Source organism: Streptomyces sp. NPDC006643 (assembly GCF_042870175.1).
Lineage (GTDB): Bacteria > Actinomycetota > Actinomycetes > Streptomycetales > Streptomycetaceae > Streptomyces.
In genome coordinates this window covers 30000-52577 of the sequence record NZ_JBIAHA010000006.1, presented here as the reverse complement: position 1 = coordinate 52577, position 22578 = coordinate 30000, and the positions used below count along the sequence as shown (strand labels likewise).

Here is a 22578-nt window from a genome sequence, read left to right as displayed (position 1 = left end):
CTCCGCCGACGCCGGTGCGGTCCCCCGTGACCGCACCGAGATGAAGGCGCTGCTGTCGCGGGCGGGGGTGGAGCCGGACGTCAGCGTGGCGTACGGGGAACACCCTGATCAGGTGGTCGACTTCTACGCGCCGCGCGGCGGGCGCGAGGGTGTGCCGCTGGTGGTCGTGCTGCACGGCGGGGAGTGGCGGTCGCCGTACGACCGGTCGCATCTCACGCCGTTCGCCGGTTTTCTGGCTCGGCGCGGGTTCGCCGTCGCCAACGTGGAGTACCGGCGGGGGAGCGAGGACGGTGCCGTGTCCGGCGGCGAGCCCGTCGCCGGGCGCTGGCCCGGGACCTTCGACGACATCGCCACCGTGATGGACGCGCTGCCCGCGCTCGTCGCCGACGCCCTCCCGCAGGCCGACTCGCGCCGGATCGTGGTCACCGGGCACTCCGCCGGCGGCCATCTCGCGCTCTGGGCCGCGGCGCGCCATGTGCTGCCCGTGGGATCGCCGTGGCGGCTGGACGCGCCGCCGAGGCTGCGCGGCGTCGTCGCCATCGCGCCCATCGCGGACTTCGGCACGGCCGTCGAGCTGGGTGTGTGCGGCGGAGCCGTCGTACAACTCCTCGGTGGGGAGACGCAGTTGAAGGAACGCAAGGAGAGCGCGGACCCGTCGGCCCTGCTGCCCACCGGGATCGCCACCGCCGTGGTGCAGGGCCGGGACGACACGATCGTGCCGCAGGCGGTGGCGGAGGCGTATGTCGACGCCGCCGCGAGGGCCGGGGAGATGGTCGGCCTCACGCTCCTGGAGGACGTGGGGCACTACGCGCCGGTCGACCCCGGGGCGGACGCGTGCGCGGTGGTGGCCGAGGAACTGGCGCAGCTCGCGTACTGAGCGCGGCGTCTCGCGGACAGAAGCTGACCGCAAGCCCTCCTACCTTCGGGGCATGACGAACGACGCGAACGCAACCCCGACCGTAAGCCCGAACGCGACCCCGACCGTGAATCTCGTGGCGGGTGCCACCGGCACCGTGGGCCGCCAGATAGTCCGCGAACTGCTCAGCCGGGGCCACCGTGTACGCGCCCTGACCCGCGACCCCGCGAAGGCGGACTTCTCCGACTTCTCGGGTCTTCCGGGCGGCGTCGAGGTGGTACGCGGCGACCTCGCCGATCCGGCGTCGCTCGTCCCGGCCCTGGAGGGCGTCACCGGGCTGCATCTGATCACCTTCGACGGCGGGGGTTTCGCGGCGCTGGAGACGGGTCCCGAGATCGTCGAGCTGGCGGCCAAGGCGGGTGTGCGCCGGATCACCGTGCTCAACGGCGGCGGTGACACCCCGCTCCAGGACGCCGTCATGGCGGGCGACATCGCGTGGACCGTGCTCATGCCCGTCGAATTCATGGCCAACGCGCTGGAGTGGGCGGAGGGCGTCCGCGCCGAGGACACCGTGCGGGAGCCGTTCGTCGGCCGGCTGAGCGCCATGGTCCACGAGGGGGACATCGGGGCCGTCGCCGCCGTCGCGCTCAGCGAGGACGGGCACGGAGGTAAGTCGTATCTGATCACCGGGCCCGAGGCGCTGACGATCCAGGACAAGGCGGACGCGCTCGCCGCCGCGCGCGGGCGGGCGATCGAGGTGGTCGAGCTGACCGAGGCGCAGGCGCTGGAGCAGTGGCGGGCGGCCGGGCAGCCGGAGGAAGTGATCGGATTCCTGCTGGAGGTGTACGGGAACACGCCGCCCGAGGGCCGGACGCCGATCGGGACGGTGGCGGAGGTCACGGGTCGGCCCGCGCGTACGTTCGCGCAGTGGGCGGCCGAGCACGCGGACGCGTTCCGGGCCGTGTAGCTCTCGTGGGTGTCCTTGTAGTACCTGGGAGGGAGGGGAAAGTATCCCTATCACTGGTGACGACCGGTACCCGTCCCTCCCTCTACCTTTGAAAACGTGACCAAGACAGACACGAAGACCGCGACCGGGAAAGCCCGGAGCCCCGAAGTCCGAGTGGCCGCGGGGCTGCTCTCCAGCCTTCGCCAGGACCTGTTCCACGACGCCTTCGCGTACCGGCCGCTGCCCCGCGTGTCGACGGACGGTCCGATCACCCGCCGGCTGCCGGGGGCGGTACGGGAGCACGCGGGCTGGTTCCCGCATGTCGCGATCGTCGGCTGCGCGCTGTTCGCGCTGCTCGTCGGGATCGGCAACGGGACGGGTCTCGACCTGCTCGCGGTGGCCCCCGTCCTGCTGGTCCTGGTCAGGCCGGTCGCGGCCTGGTGGCTGGCCCTCGCGGTCACGGCGTTCACCGGCTCGATCGCGGTGGGTTCCTACTACTCGGACTGGCCGTGGACGCCCTCCGCCTTCGCCTCGTATCTGGCGGTGATGACGATCGTCGCGATACGGACGACGCCGCGCACCGCGGCCTGGATGTGGGTGATCACGCTGGGGTATTCGCTGGTCGTCGGGGCACTCTTCGGCGGCGGCGTCGGATACGGCTCGACCAGCGCGCCCATGCTCTTCCTCTCCGCGCTCTCGTTGCTGACCGTCTCCGCGATCCACATCCGCCGTGAGGCGAAGAACGAGGTGGCGGTGCAGGTCAGTGTCACCGCGGTCGAGCGCAGCCGGCGCACGCTGCTCGAAGAGCGCACGACCATCGCCCGTGAGCTGCACGACGTCGTCGCGCACCACATGTCGGTGGTCGCGATCCAGGCGGAGGCCGCGCCGTACCGGGTGGAGAATCCGCCGCCCGAGCTGGAGAAGGCGTTCGCCACCATCCGGGAGAACGCGGTGGCGGCCCTGACCGAGCTGCGCCGTGTCCTCGGAGTCGTACGGGCCGAGGACTACGACGCCCCCGACGCCCCGCAGCCGACCCTCACCGACCTCGAAGGGCTGCTCTCCAACGTCCGTGAGGCGGGTCTGACCGTGGAGAAGACGGTCACCGGCGCGGTCCGGGCGCTGCCGCAGGGCGTCGAGCTGTCGGCGTACCGCATCATCCAGGAAGCGCTCAGCAACGCGCTGCGGCACGCGCCGGGGGCGACGGCCACGGTCGAGGTCTCGTACGTGCTCGGCGGGCTCGGCCTGCGGATCGTCAACACACCGCCGCGAGGACTGGTGAAGCCGTCACCGGGTGCCGGGCACGGCATAACGGGGATGCGGGAGCGGGTGTCGATGCTGAACGGTGAGATGACGGCGAAGCTGCTGGCGGACGGTGGCTACGAGGTGGCCGCGTTCATACCGGTCGCCGCCTCGGACGAGGACACGACCGAGGACGCCGCCCCGGCGGCCGGCGAGGAGCGGTCATGACGATTCGGGTGCTGATCGTCGACGACCAGGTGATGGTCCGCGAGGGCTTCTCGGTCCTGCTGAACGCGATGCCGGACATCGAGGTCGTGGGCGAGGCGGTGAACGGCCGCGAGGCCGTCACCCAGGTCGCGGCCCTCGCGCCCGACGTGGTCCTGATGGACATCCGGATGCCGGAGCTGAACGGCATCGAGGCGACACGCGAGATCGTGGCGGCGGACGCGGACGCGAAGGTCCTCGTCCTGACCACGTTCGACCTGGACGAGTACGTGTACCAGGCACTGCGGGCGGGGGCCTCCGGCTTTCTGCTCAAGGACGCCTCCGCGCGCCAACTGGCCGACGGCGTCCGGGTGGTGGCCTCCGGCGAGGCCCTGCTCGCGCCGACGGTGACACGCCGCCTGATCACGGAGTTCTCCAAACTCTCGGAGTCCCCGCGCCCGCCCGCGCTGGCACAGATGGGCGAGCTGACGGAACGCGAGACGGAGGTCCTGGTGCTGATCGCCCAGGGCCTGTCGAACGCGGAGATCGCCGCCCACCTCGTCGTCGCCGAGTCCACGATCAAGACGCACGTGAGCCGCATCCTGGTGAAACTGGGCCTGCGCGACCGCACCCAGGCGGCGGTGTTCGCGTACGAGGCGAGACTGGTCACCCCCGGGTGATCACCGGTTCGTAGCGGCCGGACAAGGCGCCGGGTGTGGTTGGTCGGGGGCAGAGCCGGCCCGGGGGTGGGAGTCGGGGGTGGGGGTCAGTAGCGTGCGGGTATGGCAGTGTCCTCCGAGTCCTTTCATGGCTCCTCCGCTTCGGCCGTGGCCTTCGACCCGTGGTCGGCCGGCTTCGTCGCCGACCCGTATCCCGTCTACGCGGAGCTGCGCGAGCGGGGGCGGCTGCACTACTTCGAGCCGTCGCGGCAGTGGCTCGTGCCGCATCACGCCGATGTGTCGGCGCTGCTGCGGGACCGGCGGCTGGGGCGGACGTATCTGCACCGCTTCACGCACGAGGAGTTCGGCCGTACGCCGCCGCCCGAGGCGCACGAGCCGTTCCACATCCTCAACGGCAACGGTCTGCTCGATCTGGAGGCGCCGGACCACACCAGGATCCGGCGGCTGATCTCGAAGGCCTTCACGCCGCGCACCGTCGAGGTGCTGGCGCCGACCGTGCGGCGGCTCGCCGCCGATCTGGTGGAGGGGCTGTGCGCGGCGGGCGGTGGTGATCTGCTCGCCGAGGTGGCGGAGCCGTTGCCGGTCGCCGTCATCGCCGAGATGCTGGGCGTCCCGGCGGCGGACCGGGCGCTGCTGCGGCCCTGGTCGGCCGACATGTGCGCGATGTACGAGCTGAATCCGACGGAGGACGCGGCGCGGCGGGCGGTCCGTTCGTCGCTCGAATTCACCGCCTATCTGCGGGAGTTGATCGCCGCCCGGCGGGCCGAGCCCGGTGGTGACCTGCTCTCGGCGCTGATCGCGGCGCAGGACGCGGGGGACCGGCTGAGCGAGCAGGAGATGATCTCCACCTGTGCGCTGCTGCTCAACGCGGGGCACGAGGCGACGGTCAACACCACCGTCAACGGCTGGTGGACGCTGTTCCGGCACCCCGAGCAGCTGGCGGCGCTGCGCTCCGGTGAGGTGTCGTTGTCCACAGCTGTGGAGGAACTGCTGCGGTACGACACCCCGCTCCAGATGTTCGAGCGGTGGGTGCTCGACGACATCGAGATCGACGGCACGGTCGTGCCGCGCGGCGCCGAGCTGGCCCTGCTCTTCGGCTCCGCCAACCGCGACCCGGCCCGCTTCGACCGCCCGGACACCGTCGATCTGGCCCGCCCGGACAATCCGCATGTGACGTTCGGCGCGGGGATCCACTACTGCCTGGGGGCTGCGCTGGGGCGGCTCGAACTGGCCGCGTCGTTCGGTGAGCTGCTGCGCCGCGCGCCGACACTCCGGCTCGTCGCCGAGCCGGAGTGGAAGCCGGGATATGTGATCCGGGGTGTGAAGGAGCTGCTGGTCGAGATGTGACGCCCACCCCCGTGGGGCGCCACACCCCGGCCCTCACCCGACCTCGCGCGCCGTCACTTCGTTTCGAGGTCCCGGCGGCGGAAGCCCGCGAGGCCCAGCCAGATCAGTCCGGCCGCGACGGCGGTGAGGACGAGCATGGGTGTCCAGCTCATGTCGGCGGCGGGGAGCTGGGGCACGTGCCCGAAGGGTGACAGGTCGTTCGTCCAGTCGGGGAGCTGGAGGATCGGCCCGAGATACCCGACGAGGAACGCGTACACGGGCACGAGCCAGGCCGCCGCTCCCGCCTTCGGGTACCAGCCGAAGAGCGCCACGGCCACACCGACCGTCACCCACAGCGCGGGCGCGTACGCGAGCGCGGCGCCGGTCAGCCGCAGGACGAGGTCGCCGTCACCGACCGAGGCCGCGCCCGAGACGCCGAAGCCGAGGCCGGCCACGAGCAGCACCGCCGTACCGCCGCCGAGCGCGACGGCCACATGGCTGCCCACCCAGCGGTTCCGGGAGAGCCCGGTGGCCAGCAGGGGTTCGGCGCGGCCCGCGCTCTCCTCGGCGCGCGGCCGGAGCGTGGCCATCACCACGTACACGGCGGCGACGACGGCGATGACGACCATCACCATCGACGCGAACGACTCGGCGACGGACGCGCCGCCGATCTCCGCCAGCGCCTCCTGGACCTGCTCGATGTCCTTCATCATGTCGGCGGCCTCGCCGAGGATGGAGCCGTACATCACGCCCATCACGAACAGCCCGGCGGCGAAGCCCAGCAGCGTCGCCCGGTGCAGTTGCAGCGCGAAGCCGATGGGCCGGGTGAGCGCGCCGGAGGCAGTGCGCCGCCCGAGCCGGGCGGAGCGCAGGCCCGCGCCGACGTCGCGCCGCGTGCTCAGGACGAACCCGGCGGCGGCGGTCAGCGCGGCGAGCGCCAGGCAGAGCAGCAGCGGCCACCAGCGGTTGTCGACGAAGACGTACGTGCGCTGGACCCAGCCGATCGGGGAGAGCCAGGACAGCGCGTCGTTGCCGACGTCGCCGGAGGCGCGCAGCACGTAGGCGACGCCGATCACGGCGAGTGCCATGCCGGAGGCGCCGCGCGTGTGGGCGGTGATCTGTACGGTGACGGCGGCGAAGCCCGCGAAGACGAGGCCGACGGCGGCGTGCGCGAGCCCGTACAGCAGCGCCTCGCCGATGCCGATCCCCTCGACGCCCGTCGACAGGACGCTCAGGGCCAGCAGGGCGGCGAGCGCGAGGTTGGCGACGGTGGCGACGGCCAGCGCGGAGGCGAGTTGCGCGTGGTGGCCGACGACGGTGGAGCGCACCAGTTCGGCGCGGCCGGTCTCCTCCTCGTTGCGGGTGTGCCTGGTGATGATCAGGACACTCATGAGGCCGACCAGGACGGCCATGAATCCGAGCAGTTGGTGGCCCATCATCGAGCCGATGTTGTAGTCGTCGAGGTAGTGGCGGGGGCCGGTCATCGCGAGCGCGGCGGGGCTGTCCATGCTGCTGACTGCGGTGGCGCGTTCCTTGGCGGTCGAGTACAGCGTCGTGAACTCGCCCGCCGTGGTCAGGGTGCCGAGCGTGAGCGCGAGGATCCACACGGGGATTCGGACCCGGTCCCGGCGCAGCCCGAAGCGGATCAGGGTCCCGGTGCCGGCGAAGGCGCCGGACCCGCTCCGGGCGGGCGCGGACGTGCGCCCGGCGGCGGGCGCGGTGACGGTGGTCATCGGACGACCCCACTGCCGCTGCCGGTCTCGGCCTGCGCGGGCAGGTCGGCGAGGTCGTCGTCGCCGGTCGCGCCGCCGGGGTGTCCGTTGGCCGCCAGCTCGTCCCCGTAGTGACGCAGCATCAGCTCTTCGAGCGTCGGCGGGTGGCTGATCAGGCTGCGGATGCCGAATTCGCCGAGCCTGCGGATCGCGGCGTCGAGGTGCGCGCCGTCGACGGCGAAGTGCACCCTGCGGTCGGTCAGCCGCACCCCGTGGATGCCGGGCTGGGCGTCGAGTCCGGTGGCCGGGCGCTCGGTCTCGGCCTCGACGGTCGTACGGGTGAGGTGCCGCATCTCGGTGAGCGTGCCGGACTGCACGTTCCGCCCCTGCCGGATGATGCTCACACGGTCACAGAGCTTCTCGACCTGCGCCAGGATGTGGCTGGAGAGCAGCACGGTCTTGCCCGCGGCCTTGGCCTGGAGGATGACGTCCTGGAAGACGACCTCCATGAGCGGGTCGAGACCGGCCGTGGGTTCGTCCAGGAGCAGCAGTTCGGCGTCGGAGGCGAGCGCGGCGACGATGGCGACCTTCTGCCGGTTGCCCTTGGAGTAGGCGCGGCCCTTCTTGGTCGGGTCCAGGTCGAACCGTTCGATCAGCTCGTCCCTGCGCCCCCGGTCGAGTCCGCCGCGCAGTCTGGAGAGCAGGTCGATGGCTTCTCCGCCGGTGAGGTTGGGCCACAGCTCGACGTCGCCGGGTACGTAGGCGAGCCGCCGGTGCAGGGCGACGGCGTCCTTCCACGGGTCCTTGCCGAGCAGCTGGGCGGCGCCGGAGTCGGCGCGCAGGAGCCCGAGCAGGACGCGGATGGTCGTGGACTTGCCGGCGCCGTTGGGGCCGAGGAAGCCGTGGACCTCGCCGGAGTCGACGGTGAGGTCGAGGCCGTCCAGTGCGTGCGTTCGGCCGAACGACTTGTGCAGTCCGGCGACGGTGATTGCCTTCTTCATGTTTCTGAACGTACGCTTCTTTCAGAAACTTGTGAAGTTAAGGAAGCGTATAAATGGGCTCGATAGACTTGCGCCGGAGAGCGAGCACGGAACCAGAGACTGAGGTCAGCGGATGAATCAGCGGCGGGAAGACGGCCGTGCCGGAGGCGACAACCGCGAGAGCGTCCACGACGAAGAGGCGGAAGCCGTCTCGCAGTTCGTCGAACGCTTCGCGGCCCAGCTCGTCGAGGCCGGCATGACGCGCATGCCGGCCAGGGTCTTCGCCGCGCTGCTCTCCTCCGAGCACGGCGTCATGAGCAGCGCCGAACTCGGCGAGCAGCTGAAGGTCAGCCCGGCGGCGGTGTCGGGCGCGATCCGCTATCTCGCACAGGTCGACATGGTCAGCCGCGAACGCGAACCGGGCTCACGGCGCGAGCGCTACCGCGTGCAGGGCGACCAGTGGTACGAGACGCTGACCAGCCGCGACTCCGTGCTGCGGCGCTGGCAGGCCACGCTGCGCGAGGGGGTCGACCACTTCGGTCTCGACACACCGCAGGGGCGCCGGATCAACGAGACGATGGAGTTCTTCAGCTTCGTCGAGAACGAGCTGGGGACGATGATGGAGCGCTGGGCGAAGTACAAGGCGGAGCACCTCACCGACCGAGCCGACCGAGCCGACTGAGCCGGTCGAGCATGTGACGGTGCGCTCGCGGGCCGGCCGGGCCGGCCGAGCCGGCTCAGCACCGCACCGCGCCCCCTCGCGGCCCTAAGACACGGCCTCCGCCGGCAGCGTCAGCCCCCAGGCCCCCGCCCGCAGCGTCCAGGTCCGCGTCCGCACCGGCCCCGTCACCGCCGCGTCCGCCCGGTAGCGGAAGTCCGCCCCCGAGACCGTCACCGACAGCGCGCTGGCGGTGATCGGTTCGGACGAGGCGTGCCTGCGGACCACGACCTCGGCCCGGCCGCCCCGCGAGCGCACCGTCACATGCTCGACCGGCTCGTCCAGATCGCTCAGTACGACACCGTCCGCCTCCACCCGCAGCCGGTGCGGATGCCCGGCGAGCAACTGCGGCACGGGCTTGACCAGCGTCCGCACCAGCGAGCGGCAGGCGTCCCACACGGACGGCCCGCCCGGCCCGCCGGCGCGGCCCGCCGCCGAGGGCAGCGCCGGGATCCGCAGATCGCCCAGCACCACCCCGTCGCTGTCGTCGACGAGCAGATCCAGCCGCCGTACGACACCGTCGAGGACCGCCCGCGCCGCCGCGACCGCGCCCGTGGGCACACCGAGCGAGCGCGCCAGTTCGACGGAGACCCCGACCGGCACCAGCGACAGCACCCCTGCCGCCAGGTCGCGTTCCCGGTGGAGCAGGGCCACCGTCCGCAGCAGGGCGCGGTCGTCGCCGATCACCACCGGCCGCCGCGCGCCTCTGCGGGCCAGCACCCGAGCGAACTCGGCGGGCCCCTCGGGGAGACAGATTTTCGCGGTCGCGCCCGCGCTCAGCACATCTTTCGCGATACGCACGGATTCGCCGTCGGTCCGGCGGGCGACCGGGTCGATGACCACCAGAAGCTGCTGCGCACCGTTCTCGGCGGGCTCGGGAGCCGACACCTCGGTCCTTCCTCGGGTAGCATCTTTGTGCAAGAGCCCCTTGCGCTATTGCGCCAGGGGCTTGGTCTATTCCGGGGCAACCGGTTCGACGGCTCAGGCTTCGTCGTACAGCGTCGTGCGATGTCTGTCACGCGTGCGTCCTACGTATGCGCGTCCCCTGGCCTTGGACATGCCCCGCCCGGAAGGGGTGTACGCCTGTGCCCGCACTTGTGCTGCTCGGTGCTCAGTGGGGTGACGAAGGCAAGGGAAAGGCCACCGACCTGCTCGGTGGATCCGTGGACTATGTGGTGCGCTACCAAGGTGGCAACAACGCCGGCCACACGGTCGTCGTCGGCGACCAGAAATACGCGCTGCATCTCCTCCCTTCCGGAATCCTCTCGCCTGAATGCACGCCGGTGATCGGTAACGGCGTCGTCATCGACCCGGCCGTCCTGCTCTCCGAGCTGAGTGGGCTCAACGACCGCGGCGTCGACACGTCGAAGCTTCTGATCAGCGGGAACGCCCATCTGATCACCTCGTACCACACCACGATGGACAAGGTGACGGAACGGTTCCTCGGCTCCCGGAAGATCGGCACGACGGGCCGTGGCATCGGCCCGACCTACGCCGACAAGATCAACCGGGTCGGTATCCGCGTCCAGGACCTCTACGACGAGTCGATCCTGACCCAGAAGGTCGACGCGGCGCTGGACTTCAAGAACCAGATCCTCGCCAAGCTCTACAACCGGCGCGCCATAGAGGCCGGGAAGATCGTCGAGGAGCTGCTGGTCTTCGCGGACAAGCTGCGTCCGTACGTCAGCGACACCACGCTCGTCCTCAACGACGCGATCGACGCCGGAAAGGTCGTCCTCTTCGAGGGCGGCCAGGGCACGCTCCTGGACGTCGACCACGGCACCTATCCCTTCGTGACCTCGTCCAACCCGACGGCGGGCGGCGCCTGTACGGGCTCCGGTGTCGGCCCGACGAAGATCAGCCGGGTCATCGGCATCCTCAAGGCGTACACGACCCGTGTCGGCGCGGGCCCGTTCCCGACGGAGCTGCTGGACGCGGACGGCGAGGCGCTGCGCCGCATCGGTGGCGAGCGGGGTGTCACGACGGGCCGCGACCGCCGCTGCGGCTGGTTCGACGCGGTGATCGCCCGCTACGCGACGCGGGTCAACGGTCTGACGGACTTCTTCCTCACCAAGCTGGACGTGCTGACCGGCTGGGAGCGGATCCCGGTCTGTGTGGCGTACGAGATCGACGGCAAGCGCGTCGAGGAACTGCCGTACAGCCAGAGCGACTTCCACCACGCGACGCCGATCTACGAGTATCTGCCGGGCTGGACGGAAGACATCAGCAAGGCGAAGACGTTCGAGGATCTGCCGAAGAACGCGCGGGACTATGTGAAGGCGCTGGAGGAGATGTCGGGCGCGCCGATCTCCGCGATCGGCGTGGGACCGGGCCGTACGGAGACGATTCAGATCAACTCGTTCCTGTAGTCGGTCCGTTGAACTAGGGTGCCGCCCCGGGGGTGAGGACAGCCTCCGGGGCGGAGCTGTGCGCTCCGGCATCGCGGACACCACGGGGGGACGGACGTCCGATGCTCGGTGAGCTTCATGAACGGTCGCCACGGCAGGTCGGGCCCTACCGCCTGCTCGCCCGGCTCGGCTCCGGCGGCATGGGTGAGGTGTTCCTGGGCGCCGACACCCGCCCCTCTCCCGGGGGCGCCGCCGACGGCGTCCCGTCGCTCGCCGCCGTGAAGGTCGTGCGCGCCGATCTGCTCAGCACCGCGGGCGACGCCTTCCGGGACCGCTTCCGCCGTGAGATGGCCACCGCCCGCGCGGTCGAAGGCCGGTTCACCGCGCGTCTGCTGGCCGGTGACGCGGACGCGCCCGCGCCCTGGCTCGCCACCGAGTACGTCGCGGGCCCGACGCTCGACCACGCCGTACGGGAGTCGGGCCCGTTGCCGGCCCGGACCGTACGGAGCCTGGGCCTCGCCCTCGTACGGGCGCTGCGCGGCATCCACCACGCGCGGGTCCTGCACCGTGATCTGAAGCCCGCGAACGTCCTGCTCGGCGCCGAAGGCCCGCGCGTCATCGACTTCGGCATCGCCCGCGACTTCGGCGCGAGCACCCTGACGGCGACCGGCGCGATGGTCGGCTCGCCGGGCTACATGTCGCCCGAGCATGTGCTGGGCGGACGGCATGTGGTGTCCGCGTCGGACGTCTTCTCGCTGGCGTCCGTGCTCTGTTACGCGGCGACGGGCGAAGGCCCCTTCGGTACGGGCCCGGTGGCGGCCGTGCTGTACCGGATCTCGCAGGCCGAGGCCCAACTCGACGACGTGCCGGCCGAGTTACGGGAGCTGATCGAGGACTGTCTGCGGCCCGACCCGTCGGCGCGCCCCGACGCGATCGAGCTGGAGACCCGGCTGCGGGACGCGGGCGCGTCGGACCGGATCGACTGGCCGGACGGGGTACGGGCCCAAGTCGCCCGGTACGAGGACGCCTTGGCCGACACCGTACGGGCCGCCGGGCCGCTCGCCGGGCGGCTGCCGACCATGCCGGGCGCGTCCCCCGTGCACAGCGCCCGGACGGTCAGCGGCCCGCCGCGTGAGGCGCCCCGGCCACCGGCCGCGCCGCGTCGGCCCACCGCCACCGTCCTCGCGGTCGTCGCCGGCGCGCTGGCCGTCGGCGTGCTGGGCGCCTTCGGTGTCCGCGCGCTCCAGGACGATCCGGCCCCCAAGACCTCCGGGCCCGGGGCCGGAACACCGGCGACGCTCGTGGGACTCGACGAGCACGGCGTCAACCGTGGCCGCCACTTCCCGGCGGATCCTGCCGCCCGCCCGGACGGCTGGCGGCCGTGGACGGCGAAGCTGGGCGGCCGGCCCTGGGACTGCGCGCTGACCAGCGACATCCTGGTGTGCCGGATGTTCTACGGCGGCCTGGAGGCGGTCGGCGCGGCGGACGGCGAGCCCCGCTGGAAGGCCCCTTCGGCGGTGCCCGGCGAGGCGCCGGGGCTCGGCGCGTCGAGCGGGATGTATCTGCCCGGTGACGCGAGCAACCCCGCGATCCACGGTGACCTGGTCGTGTCGGCCGAGGGCGGCATGGTGCGCGGCCGGTCGCTCAAGGACGGCAAGGTGCGCTGGGAGCGGGAGTTGAAGGGCGAGGGCACGGTGCGGCTGTCGAACGAGGGCGACGTGCTGGCCGCCGAAGGCGTCGCCTTCTTCACCACCCGGGGCGAGGGCACGCAGGTGCACGCCTTCGACGCCGCCACCGGCGAACCGCTGTGGAAACGCGCCCTGTCGACGTATGTCGGGGCGGAGGCGGCGTACGGCGGCTTCGGCTCGACGGCCTTCGCGGGCGGGCGTCTCATCGCGTCGACGGACGGCGGACTGACGGGGTTCGACGCGCGTACGGGCAAGCCGACGCCGTACACCGTGGCGGGCGACGGCGACGGCGACGGCGACGGCAACAGCGACGGCAACAGCGGCGGCGGTGACTGTGTGAGCGTGCGCGTGCGCAGCGGTGAGGTGCTGTGCGGGATCGAGGGCGGCGGCAGTGTGGCGCTGGACGCCGAGACGCTGCGCCCGGTGGAACTCGCGACACGGGAGCCACGGTCCGAGCGGCCCGAGGAACTGGTGGCGGTCGGGATGACCGAGTACCGCCTGGCACCCGACGCCAAGAACACCAGGATGGAACTCACCGAACTCGGCGGCGGCGTCGACGCGGACCCGCGCACGGTGGGCACCTTCCCGCCCGCGCCGCGGGACGGGCAGTATCTGCGGTCCGAGGCGTCCGTGGTCGGCTCCACGGCCGTCTTCCTGGACAACGAGTTCCTCTACACACTCCCGGTGTCGGGCGACGCGCCCGAGGGGACGCGCTCGCGGATCGAGGGCGCTCCCGGCAACCGGGCCACCAGCGGTCTCGGTGAGGGCATCGACGGGGCCGTCTGGGAGCCGGAGCTGATCTCGGTGGGCGGGGTGGTGTTCCTGATGTTCCACGACGGGACGGTGCGTTCGACGGAACTGCCGGGGCCGTCCACGCAGTGACAGTGAACAACCCCGCCACCACGAGGAGTTGACGCCGTGCTGCGCCCGCTGGACGCCATCACCCCGCCCGACATCGGTCCCTTCCGGCTGATCGCCGGGCTCGGCTCCGGCGGTATGGGCACGGTCCATCTCGGGCTGCCGCCCGGCGGTGGGCCGTACGAGCTGGTCGCGGTGAAGACGACCCGTCAGGATCTGGCGTTCCAGGAGGAGTTCAGGCTCCGCTTCCGCCGTGAGGCGCAGGCCGCGCGGGCGGTACGCAGCCCGTACGTCGCCGCGCTCGTCGACGCCGACCCGGCCGCCGAGCGGCCCTGGCTGGCGACCGAGTATGTCGTCGGCCCCTCGCTGGACGAGGCCGTGGACCGGTCAGGTCCGCTGCCGGTCGCGGCCGTACGGGAGTTGGGCGCGGATCTGACACGCGGCCTGTCCGCCGTGCACGGCGCGCGGCTCGTGCACCGCGATCTGAAACCGGGCAATGTCATCCTCGGCGGCGCCGGGCCACGTCTGATCGACTTCGGTATCGCCCAGGCGTACGACGCGACCGCGCTCACGGCGACCGGCGTCATGGTCGGCTCGCCGGGCTTCATGTCGCCGGAGCACGTCGCGGCGGACCGCAGTGTGACGGCGGCGTCGGACGTGTTCTGTCTGGGCGCGGTGCTGTGCTTCGCCGCGACGGGCCAAGGGCCCTTCCACGACACCGAGTTGGCGGCGGTCGTCAGCCGGATCGCGCGGGGCGGGGCCGATCTGTCGCGCGTGCCGGAGGAGTTGCGGGAGGTGATCGCCTCCTGTCTGCGGACGGATCCCGGACAGCGCCCGACGACGGACGAGTTGCTGCGGGTGCTGGACCCGGCAGGGGCCGCCGCCGCGCGTCCGGGGGTGGCACCGGCCCCGCGCGAGGGGGCCTTTCCGTGGCCGGAGGGCGTACGGCGGCAGATCGGCGAGTACGAGGTCGCGGTGGGCCGGGCACTGCTGGCGCCGCCACCGGCGCCCGTGGTGGAACCGGAGCCGGCGTCACCGCCGCCGGTCGCCCCGCGCCGCACCCGGCTGAGGTGGGCGGTCGGCCTCGGCGCCGCGGCCGTGCTGGGCTCGGTGGCGGCGGTCCTGATCACGACGTGGGGCGACGGCTCCGGCGACAACTCCGCCGACGGATCGGGCGCCGGTGGCGGTTCGTCGGAGCCGCCACCCACCGCCGCCACCGTCACCAGCGGGATGAGCGACTTCGGCCCGGACGCGACGGACCGCGCGAAGGCCCCCGACGGCTGGTCGCCCTGGTCCAAGCCGCCCCAGGAGCCGGGGGAGCCCCAGTCGCCCCAGGAGTCCGGCGCGCCCGGCGAACCGAGAGGCTGCGCGCTCAACGGCACCACACTCGTCTGCTCGTACTCCCGGGGCGAGTGGCGCTACCAGGAGCGGGCGGAGGTGTGGCTGGAGGCCCGTGACGCCTCGGACGGCACCCCCAAGTGGCGCTATCCGGCGAAGGGCACGGTGCCGGGCGTCTCCACCTTCGGCCGGGTCGAGATGGACGGGGAGCGCGTCTACACGCTGTCGCCGGACGGCGACGGCTTCACGGTGCTGGACAGCGCGGACGGCAAGCTCGTCGCCCGGCTGTCCGGTGACCCCGGCTACCGGCCGGCGACGGTCCGGCTGAGCGGGGGCCGGGTCTTCACCTCGTTCGAGGGTGCGTCGGGGGAGGGCGCGGCGGGCAACATGCTCTTCCGCGCGTTCGAGGCGGACAGCCACGAGCCGGTGTGGGAGCGGCAGATCAACAGGGCGTACCCGCAGACCCTGGACGTCGTCGCCGACGGCGACCGTCTCTTCCTCAGCAGCCCCACCGACAGCTACTCGCTCGACCCCGCCACCGGTAAGACGCTGGCCACGGTCCCGCACGGGTGTACCGCACAGGCCGAGGGCGGCGAGTACGTGTCCTGTGACGACCGGGTGATGAGGGACAGCGGCACGCTGAAGGAGGCGGGCGTGTACTTCGCGCCCCTCCCTCAGGCGTACGGCCACCGGGGCACGGTCTTCGTCCCGGCCAACGGCAACGGGATCGTCCCCCGGGGGCTGGCCGCCCACGACACGAAGACCGGCGAGCGCCTGTGGACGACGGACTACGCGAAGGGCGACATCGCGGTGGTGGCGGGCGACCGGCTCCTGATCACGGGCCCGGACGGCCTGCGGAGCCTGGCGCTGTCCTCCGGTGAAGAGACCACGGTGTCACGGGCGTTCGAGGGCTGGCCCGACAACGAGGCGCCCACGCGGGTGCTGGTGTCGGGCGGCGCGCTGTTCCTGGCGTTCGCCGACGGCACGGTGCTGTCGGCACATGTGCCGTGACCGGGCGGGGGGACGGCCCCTACTCCTCGGCGCAGATCTTCAGCGCCTCGGGCGTCCCGCACGGCAGATGCCCTTCCTCCCGGACCACGTCCTGACCGCCCGTCCTGATCAGGAAGTTGAGGAAGCTGGAGGCGAGTGTGTCGGGTCCCGGGCGGCCGTACGTGTAGCCGTACTCGATCTCCCGGTACGGGTAGTCGCTGTCCGCGATGTCGTCGACGGAGGGCGGCTGTTCGTCCAGGGCCAGCCGGTGCAGGCCGTCCTTGCCGGTGCTGGAGCGGAGTTCGCTGTAGCCGATCGCGCCCGGCACGCCCCTGACCGTGTCCACCACCTGGTCGGTCTTGTCGAGTTCGCAGCGGAACGTCGGCCGCGCCGGGTCGGCCTCCCCTCGGCAGTCCTCGACGGTGTGGACGTCCTGTTCGTTCTCCTTGCCGGCGAGGATCTTGCGCTCGAAGATGTCGCGGGTGCCCGAGCCCTCGGTGCGGCTGATGAGCTTGATGGGCAGGTCGGGGCCGGGAGCACCGTCGGGGCCCCGGACCTCGTTCCAGTTGCGTGCCTTGCCCTCGTAGATGCGTTTGACCGTGTCGGTGCTGAGCCCGTCGAACGGCACGTCGTCGTTGACCACCATCGTGAACACCGAGACGGCGACGCGGTGTTCGACCAGGTCGGGGAAGCCGGCGGGCTTCGGACCGTCGGAGAGGGTGACGACGGACTTCGAGGCGCTGGTGGCCAGTTCCCGTACACCGGCCGCGCTGCCGTCGGCGTCCACCCTGATCTCCGAACCGGGGCAGTCCTCCTCGTACTTCGTGGCCAGTTGCCGAGCCGTGTGCTCGAACGCGGTCGACCCGGTGACGGTCAGCGTGCCCTTCTCGCAGCCCATCGGGCTGCCTCGCCCGTTGCCGCGCAGGACGATGATCGAGGCGAGCGTCACGACGCAGACCGTCAGCAGGATGGTGATGAGCCGGGCCTGGCGGCTGAACAGGGGCGGTGCCTGGTCGGGCGCGATGGCGCGGTTGACGACCAGCTCACCCTCGGAGATCCCGCCGGTGACGGCGACTTCCTCGCCGACCTCGCCGCCGGTCAGCAGCACCAGCAGCTTGTAGTGCTGCCCCTTGTTGAGGGGGACTTTCGGGACGGTGAGCACGCTGCCGTCGCTGCGCAGGCCCCGCACATGGTTGAAGTGCGACATCAGATGGCGGTCCGCCGTCGGCAGCGTGACGGCGACCCCCTTGATGGTGCGGCCGGTGAAGGTGACGCTCAGCCCGTGGACGTCGGGCGAGGTGTAGTCCTCCACTGCGATCGTCTGCGAGCCGTCGTTCTCCAGCCGGAGCAGTACGAGGGTGGCGTCGGCCATGTCCGGGTCGTCGTCGAACAGCCCGAGGCGTACGTTCGTGTGGCCCGAGCGGACGGCGCTGCCGATGGCGGTGTCCATCTGCACGCGGTAGCCGATCCGCTTGCGACGCGGCACCCGGCGCTCGTACCAGACCACTCCGACCGAGGTCAGCACACCCAGCAGGGTGGAGAACACGGCGAATACGTTCTCTCCGCTGAACCACTCCATGACCTGCTGCCCCCCGGCACTCTCCGACCCCGTGAGGTGACGGTAGGTGGCTGTGGAGGGAACGTCAGTACGGGTCGTTGTTTCGATGACGGATGTTCATGAGCCGTTCCCCCAGGGCGATTTGGGGGCGCGGGCGGCCGGGCCCGCCGGGGGCAGGAAGGGGGTCGACCGCTGCGTTCGGGCGTGGGAACCGGGTATGCGCCCCCGTGGAAGGGGAGCACCCCGCGAGCGGGGCCGGCCCTTCCAGATTTGGCGGGTACGGCGCGGCAGAGGGGAGAGCCCGGTGGAGCTGGCAGACGGTCGTGGTGCGTGGATCCCGGAGGGGACGGCCGGGGTGGTGGTCGTCCTGCTCATCTTCGGCTTCGTGATCGCCATGTTCGGATACGGGATCTGGAACAAGTACGGCAGGGGGAACTGAGATGGCCACAGTTCTGGGAGTGATCCTGATCGTCATCGGTGTGGGTATCGCGCTGGTGAGCCGGCTGACCGCCCGCACCTACGGAAAGGGCTCGACCGGCCGTCAGGGCGGGATCTGGTTGCTCTGCTTCGCCGTCGCGGTGGCGGTGGCGTCGGCGGGCTTCGCCCTCGTCTGACGGCGCCGCCGCACTCCGTCGCAGGAAGCGGAAAGGGCTCCACCCGTACTTCGGGTGGAGCCCTTCACTCTGCCTGCTGTCCCTCCGGGCTACTCCTGGACGGCCGCCCGGCGTCGGCGCATCCACCACACCAGGGTGCCGCCGGCCACCGCGAGAGCGGCGGCGATGCCCGCGATGAGGCCGACCGGGGTGTCGCTGCCGGTGTCGGCGAGGTCGCCGTCAGGGTCCGGCTTGTTCCCGGGCGGAGTCGGTGTGCCGCTGTCACCGGGATCCGGGGCGGGCGACGACGGCGGGTCGGTCGGCTTGCCGGTGTCCGACGGCGTCGGCGTGGGGTCGCCGCCCGGGTCCTCACCGCTGCCGGGGACCGCCGGGCCCGCTCCGAGGTAGAGCGTGTCCAGGTCCCGGTAGGAAGCGTCGTCGGACTTGCGTGAGTTGGTGGTGGTGTTGTCGAGGTCCCGGTTCTCCGTGTCGAACTGGGCCTTGGAGATGTTCCGCTTCGGCTGCTTGGAGAAGTCGACGCCGCCGACTCCCTGGTTGTAGACCTTGCCGCCGTACTCCAGCTCGAACCACTCGATCCCCTTCTTGATCGAGTCCATGTAGCGGTTCCAGACCTGCTCGCGGGTCCAGTCCTCGTGCGGGGCGCGCAGCGACCACGGGGTCGCGTCGTCACTGTTGATGATCTCGTGGAAGTCCGTGGGCGACTTCGCGTCCTGCTGCCTGATGTACTCGGCGGCGACGCGGGCGGTGTACACGGCCCGCAGGTCGGCGTAGTCGCGGTCGGTGTTGATGCGCTCCTCCACGACCGGCATCACATTCGTCGCGATGGACTGCTCGATCGCCTTCTTCTCGGCGTCGGACAGGTCCTTGCACTCGGTGGAGCCGGGCTCGGTGTGCTCCACATCGAGCCACTGCGTGCTGACCTTGAGGGGCGCGTCGAGGATGTAGATCCCGCCGTCCTCCTCACGGACCTGGGCGGGCTTCGGCTCGATCCACATCCGCACACCCGGGAAGCACGGAATGCCGTCCCTGCGCGGCGCCGTGTCCCAGTACCGCTTGGCCCCGGGGTGCTTGTCCGGGTTCACGGCCTCGCTGAAGTCGTGCTTCATCTCCAGGTCGGCCTCCAGGAGTACGCGGCCGGCGTCGGTCTTGCCGAACTTCGCGTCCATGACCCGGTCCGGCTCGTCCGGGTTCAGGTTCACCCAGAACTTCTCGGGGGTCAGCGCCAGCCAGGTGAACAGCGCGTCGGAGGAGAGCTGCATCCGGACCTCACCGCCGAAGCCGGGGTTGTTGTCCGGGTCGGGCATCTGGTCGGCCTTCATCGAGTACGACATGCCCTTGCCCTTGCCGAGCCCGCCGACGTAACGGAGTTCTAGGGTGGTGAAGTCGACGCCGCCCGGACCGCCCCTGGGGAGTGTGCCCCTCGTGTCGAGACGGTTGGCGTCCCGCTGAAAGCGCTTCGCCTCCTCCAGGGTCTTGCCGGAGGACAGGGCGCGCTCGTTGGCCGGGCCCCGGGTGCCGCAGTTGTTGGCGCCGGCCGCCATCTGCTGGGGGCCGGTCTGGCAGGCGGGGGCGAACCAGCGCTGATGGTCGGAGTACCCGCGGATCGGGGTGGTCTTGGGGACCGGGTTGTACATCCGCTGGTTGCCCCGGACCTGGCCGGTCTTCCCGTTGCGCATCTCGCGCACGTCCTTCTCCAGGTCGGCGATGTGCTTCGCCTGGCCGGAGGTGAACTTCTTCGCGCCGGTGTAGCGGAAGGTGCTGTCCGGCATCGACCGCGCGACGATCCGGTCGTTCGCGAGCTGCTTCGTGGTCAGCTTCGAGTTCGACTTGAACTCGTTGAACTCCTTCTTCACCTTGTTGTACGCGTCGTAGCGGCGTTCGCCGACCTTGTTGCCGTCCTTGTCGAACAGCTCGACGGTGACCTCGCACAGCCAGTCCGGGCCGATCAGCTTGTAGTCGCGCACCAGTTGGCGCTCGTAGCCGGAGCCCTTGTGGTTGTTGACCTGGTTGCGGATGTACCGCTTGTCGAACCAGTGCTTGAAGGTCAGGTTCTCCTTGTTCGCGAAGTACCGGGCGTAGATCTCCATCGCACGGTCGGCGGGCTTCCCCGACGCGTCGGCGATCTTCTTCCAGGCGGCGACGTTCTTGGCCGGGTCGTCCGGAACCTGGGACAGGGCCTTCTTCTTCTCGGCGGGCGTCGGGGTGGTCAGCCCGTCGTACGCCTGCCCGGGAAGGTCGAACTCGAAGTTCTTCGGCAGCGCCCTGTCTTTGTGGATCATGCCGGTGGGGTCGTCGGGGAATCCCGAGTTCGCCGGTGTCTTGTCGGCGGCGGGGAAGCCGTTGCGGGTGTCGCAGCGCTTGCCCGAGCCGGGCTTCATCTTCGCCGAGACGGGTGGACCGGCAGCCTGGGCGGTCTCGACGGCGGGCAGTCCGGTCACGGTGACGGCGGCGGCAAGGCCGACAGCAGCCGTGAAGCGGGCCGCCAACCGCCACCTGGACGGTATGCGGAGTGTGTGATTCAAGAGCTTGTCTTTCCCTCTGACGAGGGGGCGTGGGCGGCGCGAGGGGCCCCCGTGTCGTAAGCGCGCCGCCCGGCCACCATAGACGCGACAAGTCCCAAATAAAGAAGGGTTAAGGCGTGTCGCCCGCGTGTCGGCTACGTATCAACTCCAGTCCACAGCACGCAAGTTCACACGAAGTACAGGTTCTCCATCGTCCGCACCGCGTCCTCCGCATGCCTCACACGGAACGCCGTCCCCTCCATCTCCTCCCACCCCCACGGATCCGACGGACCCAGCGCCAGCCCCGCCAGCCGCGCCCACTCGACCTCGTTCGCGGCCTCGCGCAGGTCGACGCCCGCGGTGTCGAGCTGCCACCCCTTCAGCTCCAGGGAGGCGATGACGGCCCGCGGGTCGCCGGAGACGACGAACGGCTCGTCCCCGGGCCAGCCGGAGGCGTGGAACATCGCCCCGTCCGGCAGCCACACGATGTCCTCGGTGTGCTCCATGCCGCCGTGGTAGGCGACCCGGCCCACGATCCGCGCGTCGGGGAACCGCTCGCGCAGCCCCTCGGCCGCCGCCCGCAACGGCTCGTCGTTGCCGTCGGTCGCGAACGCCGGATTCACGATGCTCAGCATTCCGCCCCACGCGGCGGCGTGGACGACGTCGAGATCGGCGCGCACGCGCGACGGCAGCGGCGTCAGTGCCGAGCACGGCCCGAGGTCCTCCAGAACCTCCTCGATTCCCTCGAAGGACTCGGCGAACGCGCGTGCCCGCGCCGGGTCCTGGGCAGGAAGGCTGCGGGCGTCCACGTTGAACGGCCCCTGGGCCACGGTCAGATGACACAGGCCCATCGAGCCGCGCACCATCCGGTCCGGTGCGGAGGTCCAGTAATCGGTGTTGGTCATGCGCGCCACCGTAGCGGCCGTCAACGGCCCCGACGCCTGGGCACGTTCGACCCGGGACCCGGCAGATCCCGGGTCATTCGCCCCGGGACCCCGGCGGACCCCGCGCGGGGTCTCAGTACCGGTTCGCGATCTTCGCAGGAGCGACACACAGGGTTCGCACAGCCTCCCGGAGTTGCCGTTAGGTTGTTGCGCGCTCGATCCTGAGTGCGAAACCAGACCGGTCGTCGGTTTCCAGACGGCACAGTCAGCACAGAAAGATCGCGGGATGGACTACTGCTCGACGTGCCGTCGGACGCTCAACGGGGTTTTCGTGTGCCCCGGTTGTGGTGCGTACGCCCCTGACATCGCACCCGCCGGCTCGCACCGTCACCACACCCCGTCGACGGTCGCGGTGATGGCCGAGATATCCCACACGCGGGAGTTCGACGCGTTCCCGGGCTTCCCCGACGCGAACTTCACCGAGCCGGACGCGGACGTACCGGTCGGCCCCGCCACCCGTTCCGCGACCGGCCGTGCCGCGCGTCGTCGGCGGCTGGCGGACTGGAAGAAGCAGCGGCGCCGAGCCGTCGTGGCGTCGACCGTCGCGCTCGTCGGCGGCGGGCTGACCCTCGCCTTCATGCCGTCGTCCCGGCCCTCCGCGAGCCAGGCCCAGGCGTCCACGGTGCCCGACCCGTCGACCGCTCCGTCCACCTCGTCGGCGGGCTCGGTCGACGCCGGCTCGGAGTCGGACACGGAACGGCCCCGTACGCACGACCCGCGCCACTCCGAGAGCGGCAACGGTCCCGCGAAGGCACCCAGGGGCGACAACTCCCCGGGCAGCGCGACCGCGATCACCCCCGTGGACGCCCCCGCGAAGCGCAAGACCCCGCCGCCGAGCACACCGGACGCGTCGCGCCCCACGGCGGACCCGCAGCCGGAGACGGAGCCGGGGACCCCCACGACCCCCGACACACCGCCGGTCGCCGAGGACCCCACCCAGCAGCCGAACGAGCCCACCGCCCCCGCGCCCGCGCCGCCGCCCCCGAGCGCCGAGCCGCCGCAGGAGCAGGACCCGGGACTCTGCGTGCTCGTGCTGTGCCTGGATCTCGACTCCGACAAGTGACGGGCTCCGGCCTAG

General features: G+C 71.4%; 18 protein-coding genes. 12 read left to right on the top strand and 6 right to left on the bottom strand.

Going from position 1 to position 22578, the window contains the following annotated elements; translation table 11 throughout:
* Positions 1–40 precede the first annotated feature (40 nt).
* The 5 genes from ACFYNU_RS10010 to ACFYNU_RS09990 all read left to right on the top strand — a co-directional run bounded on the left by ACFYNU_RS10010 (position 41) and on the right by ACFYNU_RS09990 (position 5272).
* A complete protein-coding gene (locus tag ACFYNU_RS10010; protein WP_356595436.1) occupies positions 41–877 on the top strand; it encodes an alpha/beta hydrolase in 837 nt (278 codons plus the stop codon).
* A gap of 52 nt (positions 878–929) precedes the next feature.
* Positions 930–1823 carry an NmrA family NAD(P)-binding protein gene (locus ACFYNU_RS10005; RefSeq protein WP_356595349.1) on the top strand — a complete coding sequence of 298 codons (894 nt, stop codon included), beginning with the start codon at positions 930–932 and terminating at the stop codon, positions 1821–1823.
* A gap of 96 nt (positions 1824–1919) precedes the next feature.
* Positions 1920–3269 carry a histidine kinase gene (locus ACFYNU_RS10000; protein ID WP_356595351.1) on the top strand — a complete coding sequence of 450 codons (1350 nt, stop codon included), beginning with the start codon at positions 1920–1922 and terminating at the stop codon, positions 3267–3269.
* Positions 3266–3925, top strand: coding sequence for a response regulator transcription factor (locus tag ACFYNU_RS09995; protein WP_356595353.1), 660 nt, complete (start codon positions 3266–3268; stop codon positions 3923–3925). The genes ACFYNU_RS10000 and ACFYNU_RS09995 overlap by 4 nt, the downstream gene beginning before the upstream one ends.
* Positions 3926–4027: 102 nt before the next feature.
* A complete protein-coding gene (locus ACFYNU_RS09990; protein WP_356595355.1) occupies positions 4028–5272 on the top strand; it encodes a cytochrome P450 in 1245 nt (414 codons plus the stop codon).
* 53 nt (positions 5273–5325) lie between these two features.
* Here the strand turns inward: ACFYNU_RS09990 and ACFYNU_RS09985 are convergent, their stop codons facing one another.
* Entirely contained in the window at positions 5326–6984 is a 1659-nt protein-coding gene (locus ACFYNU_RS09985) for an ABC transporter permease (protein WP_356595357.1), read from the bottom strand.
* Positions 6981–7964 carry an ABC transporter ATP-binding protein gene (locus tag ACFYNU_RS09980; protein ID WP_356595359.1) on the bottom strand — a complete coding sequence of 328 codons (984 nt, stop codon included), beginning with the start codon at positions 7962–7964 and terminating at the stop codon, positions 6981–6983. The genes ACFYNU_RS09985 and ACFYNU_RS09980 overlap by 4 nt, the downstream gene beginning before the upstream one ends.
* A gap of 112 nt (positions 7965–8076) precedes the next feature.
* Between ACFYNU_RS09980 and ACFYNU_RS09975 the strand changes: the two genes are divergently transcribed.
* Positions 8077–8625, top strand: coding sequence for a MarR family transcriptional regulator (locus ACFYNU_RS09975; protein WP_356595361.1), 549 nt, complete (start codon positions 8077–8079; stop codon positions 8623–8625).
* Positions 8626–8709: 84 nt separating this feature from the next.
* On the opposite strand, the gene ACFYNU_RS09970 is transcribed toward ACFYNU_RS09975, so the two are convergent.
* Positions 8710–9549, bottom strand: a complete 840-nt coding sequence (locus tag ACFYNU_RS09970) for a diacylglycerol kinase (protein WP_356595363.1) — start codon at positions 9547–9549, stop codon at positions 8710–8712.
* A 197-nt stretch (positions 9550–9746) separates the two neighbouring features.
* On the opposite strand from ACFYNU_RS09970, the gene ACFYNU_RS09965 reads away from it, so the two are divergent.
* The 3 genes from ACFYNU_RS09965 (at position 9747) to ACFYNU_RS09955 (ending at position 15904) form a co-directional block, all read left to right on the top strand.
* Positions 9747–11030: an adenylosuccinate synthase gene (locus ACFYNU_RS09965; protein WP_356595365.1), complete on the top strand. Its 1284-nt coding sequence runs from the start codon at positions 9747–9749 to the stop codon at positions 11028–11030.
* 101 nt (positions 11031–11131) lie between these two features.
* Entirely contained in the window at positions 11132–13579 is a 2448-nt protein-coding gene (locus tag ACFYNU_RS09960; protein ID WP_356595367.1) for a protein kinase, read from the top strand.
* A 36-nt stretch (positions 13580–13615) separates the two neighbouring features.
* Positions 13616–15904 carry a protein kinase gene (locus ACFYNU_RS09955; RefSeq protein ID WP_356595369.1) on the top strand — a complete coding sequence of 763 codons (2289 nt, stop codon included), beginning with the start codon at positions 13616–13618 and terminating at the stop codon, positions 15902–15904.
* A 19-nt stretch (positions 15905–15923) separates the two neighbouring features.
* On the opposite strand, the gene ACFYNU_RS09950 is transcribed toward ACFYNU_RS09955, so the two are convergent.
* On the bottom strand, positions 15924–17462 hold the full coding sequence (locus tag ACFYNU_RS09950; RefSeq protein ID WP_356595371.1) for a substrate-binding domain-containing protein: 1539 nt from the start codon (positions 17460–17462) through the stop codon (positions 15924–15926).
* 283 nt (positions 17463–17745) lie between these two features.
* Here ACFYNU_RS09950 and ACFYNU_RS09945 point away from each other — a divergent pair, with 283 nt between their 5' ends.
* Together ACFYNU_RS09945 and ACFYNU_RS09940 are read left to right on the top strand one after the other, a co-directional pair.
* Positions 17746–17880, top strand: coding sequence for a hypothetical protein (locus ACFYNU_RS09945; RefSeq protein WP_356595373.1), 135 nt, complete (start codon positions 17746–17748; stop codon positions 17878–17880).
* A gap of 1 nt (position 17881) precedes the next feature.
* On the top strand, positions 17882–18055 hold the full coding sequence (locus ACFYNU_RS09940) for a hypothetical protein (protein WP_356595375.1): 174 nt from the start codon (positions 17882–17884) through the stop codon (positions 18053–18055).
* An 89-nt stretch (positions 18056–18144) separates the two neighbouring features.
* Here ACFYNU_RS09940 and ACFYNU_RS09935 read toward each other — a convergent pair whose 3' ends face one another.
* Positions 18145–20577: a hypothetical protein gene (locus tag ACFYNU_RS09935; protein WP_356595377.1), complete on the bottom strand. Its 2433-nt coding sequence runs from the start codon at positions 20575–20577 to the stop codon at positions 18145–18147.
* A 167-nt stretch (positions 20578–20744) separates the two neighbouring features.
* A complete protein-coding gene (locus ACFYNU_RS09930) occupies positions 20745–21461 on the bottom strand; it encodes a DUF6333 family protein (protein WP_356595379.1) in 717 nt (238 codons plus the stop codon).
* A 394-nt stretch (positions 21462–21855) separates the two neighbouring features.
* On the opposite strand from ACFYNU_RS09930, the gene ACFYNU_RS09925 reads away from it, so the two are divergent.
* Positions 21856–22563, top strand: a complete 708-nt coding sequence (locus tag ACFYNU_RS09925) for a hypothetical protein (RefSeq protein WP_356595381.1) — start codon at positions 21856–21858, stop codon at positions 22561–22563.
* The last annotated feature ends 15 nt before the right edge of the window (positions 22564–22578 follow it).

Coding starts and splice junctions, on each gene's coding strand:
- ACFYNU_RS09925 (WP_356595381.1), top strand. CDS start 21,856: ATGGCCGAGATATCCCACACGCGGGAGTTCGACGCGTTCCCGGGCTTC.
- ACFYNU_RS09940 (WP_356595375.1), top strand. CDS start 17,882: ATGGCCACAGTTCTGGGAGTGATCCTGATCGTCATCGGTGTGGGTATC.
- ACFYNU_RS09950 (WP_356595371.1), bottom strand. CDS start 17,462: ATGGAGTGGTTCAGCGGAGAGAACGTATTCGCCGTGTTCTCCACCCTG.
- ACFYNU_RS09960 (WP_356595367.1), top strand. CDS start 11,132: ATGCTCGGTGAGCTTCATGAACGGTCGCCACGGCAGGTCGGGCCCTAC.
- ACFYNU_RS09985 (WP_356595357.1), bottom strand. CDS start 6,984: ATGACCACCGTCACCGCGCCCGCCGCCGGGCGCACGTCCGCGCCCGCC.
- ACFYNU_RS09990 (WP_356595355.1), top strand. CDS start 4,028: ATGGCAGTGTCCTCCGAGTCCTTTCATGGCTCCTCCGCTTCGGCCGTG.
- ACFYNU_RS09930 (WP_356595379.1), bottom strand. CDS start 21,461: ATGACCAACACCGATTACTGGACCTCCGCACCGGACCGGATGGTGCGC.
- ACFYNU_RS10010 (WP_356595436.1), top strand. CDS start 41: ATGAAGGCGCTGCTGTCGCGGGCGGGGGTGGAGCCGGACGTCAGCGTG.
- ACFYNU_RS09995 (WP_356595353.1), top strand. CDS start 3,266: ATGACGATTCGGGTGCTGATCGTCGACGACCAGGTGATGGTCCGCGAG.
- ACFYNU_RS10005 (WP_356595349.1), top strand. CDS start 930: ATGACGAACGACGCGAACGCAACCCCGACCGTAAGCCCGAACGCGACC.
- ACFYNU_RS09980 (WP_356595359.1), bottom strand. CDS start 7,964: ATGAAGAAGGCAATCACCGTCGCCGGACTGCACAAGTCGTTCGGCCGA.
- ACFYNU_RS09975 (WP_356595361.1), top strand. CDS start 8,077: ATGAATCAGCGGCGGGAAGACGGCCGTGCCGGAGGCGACAACCGCGAG.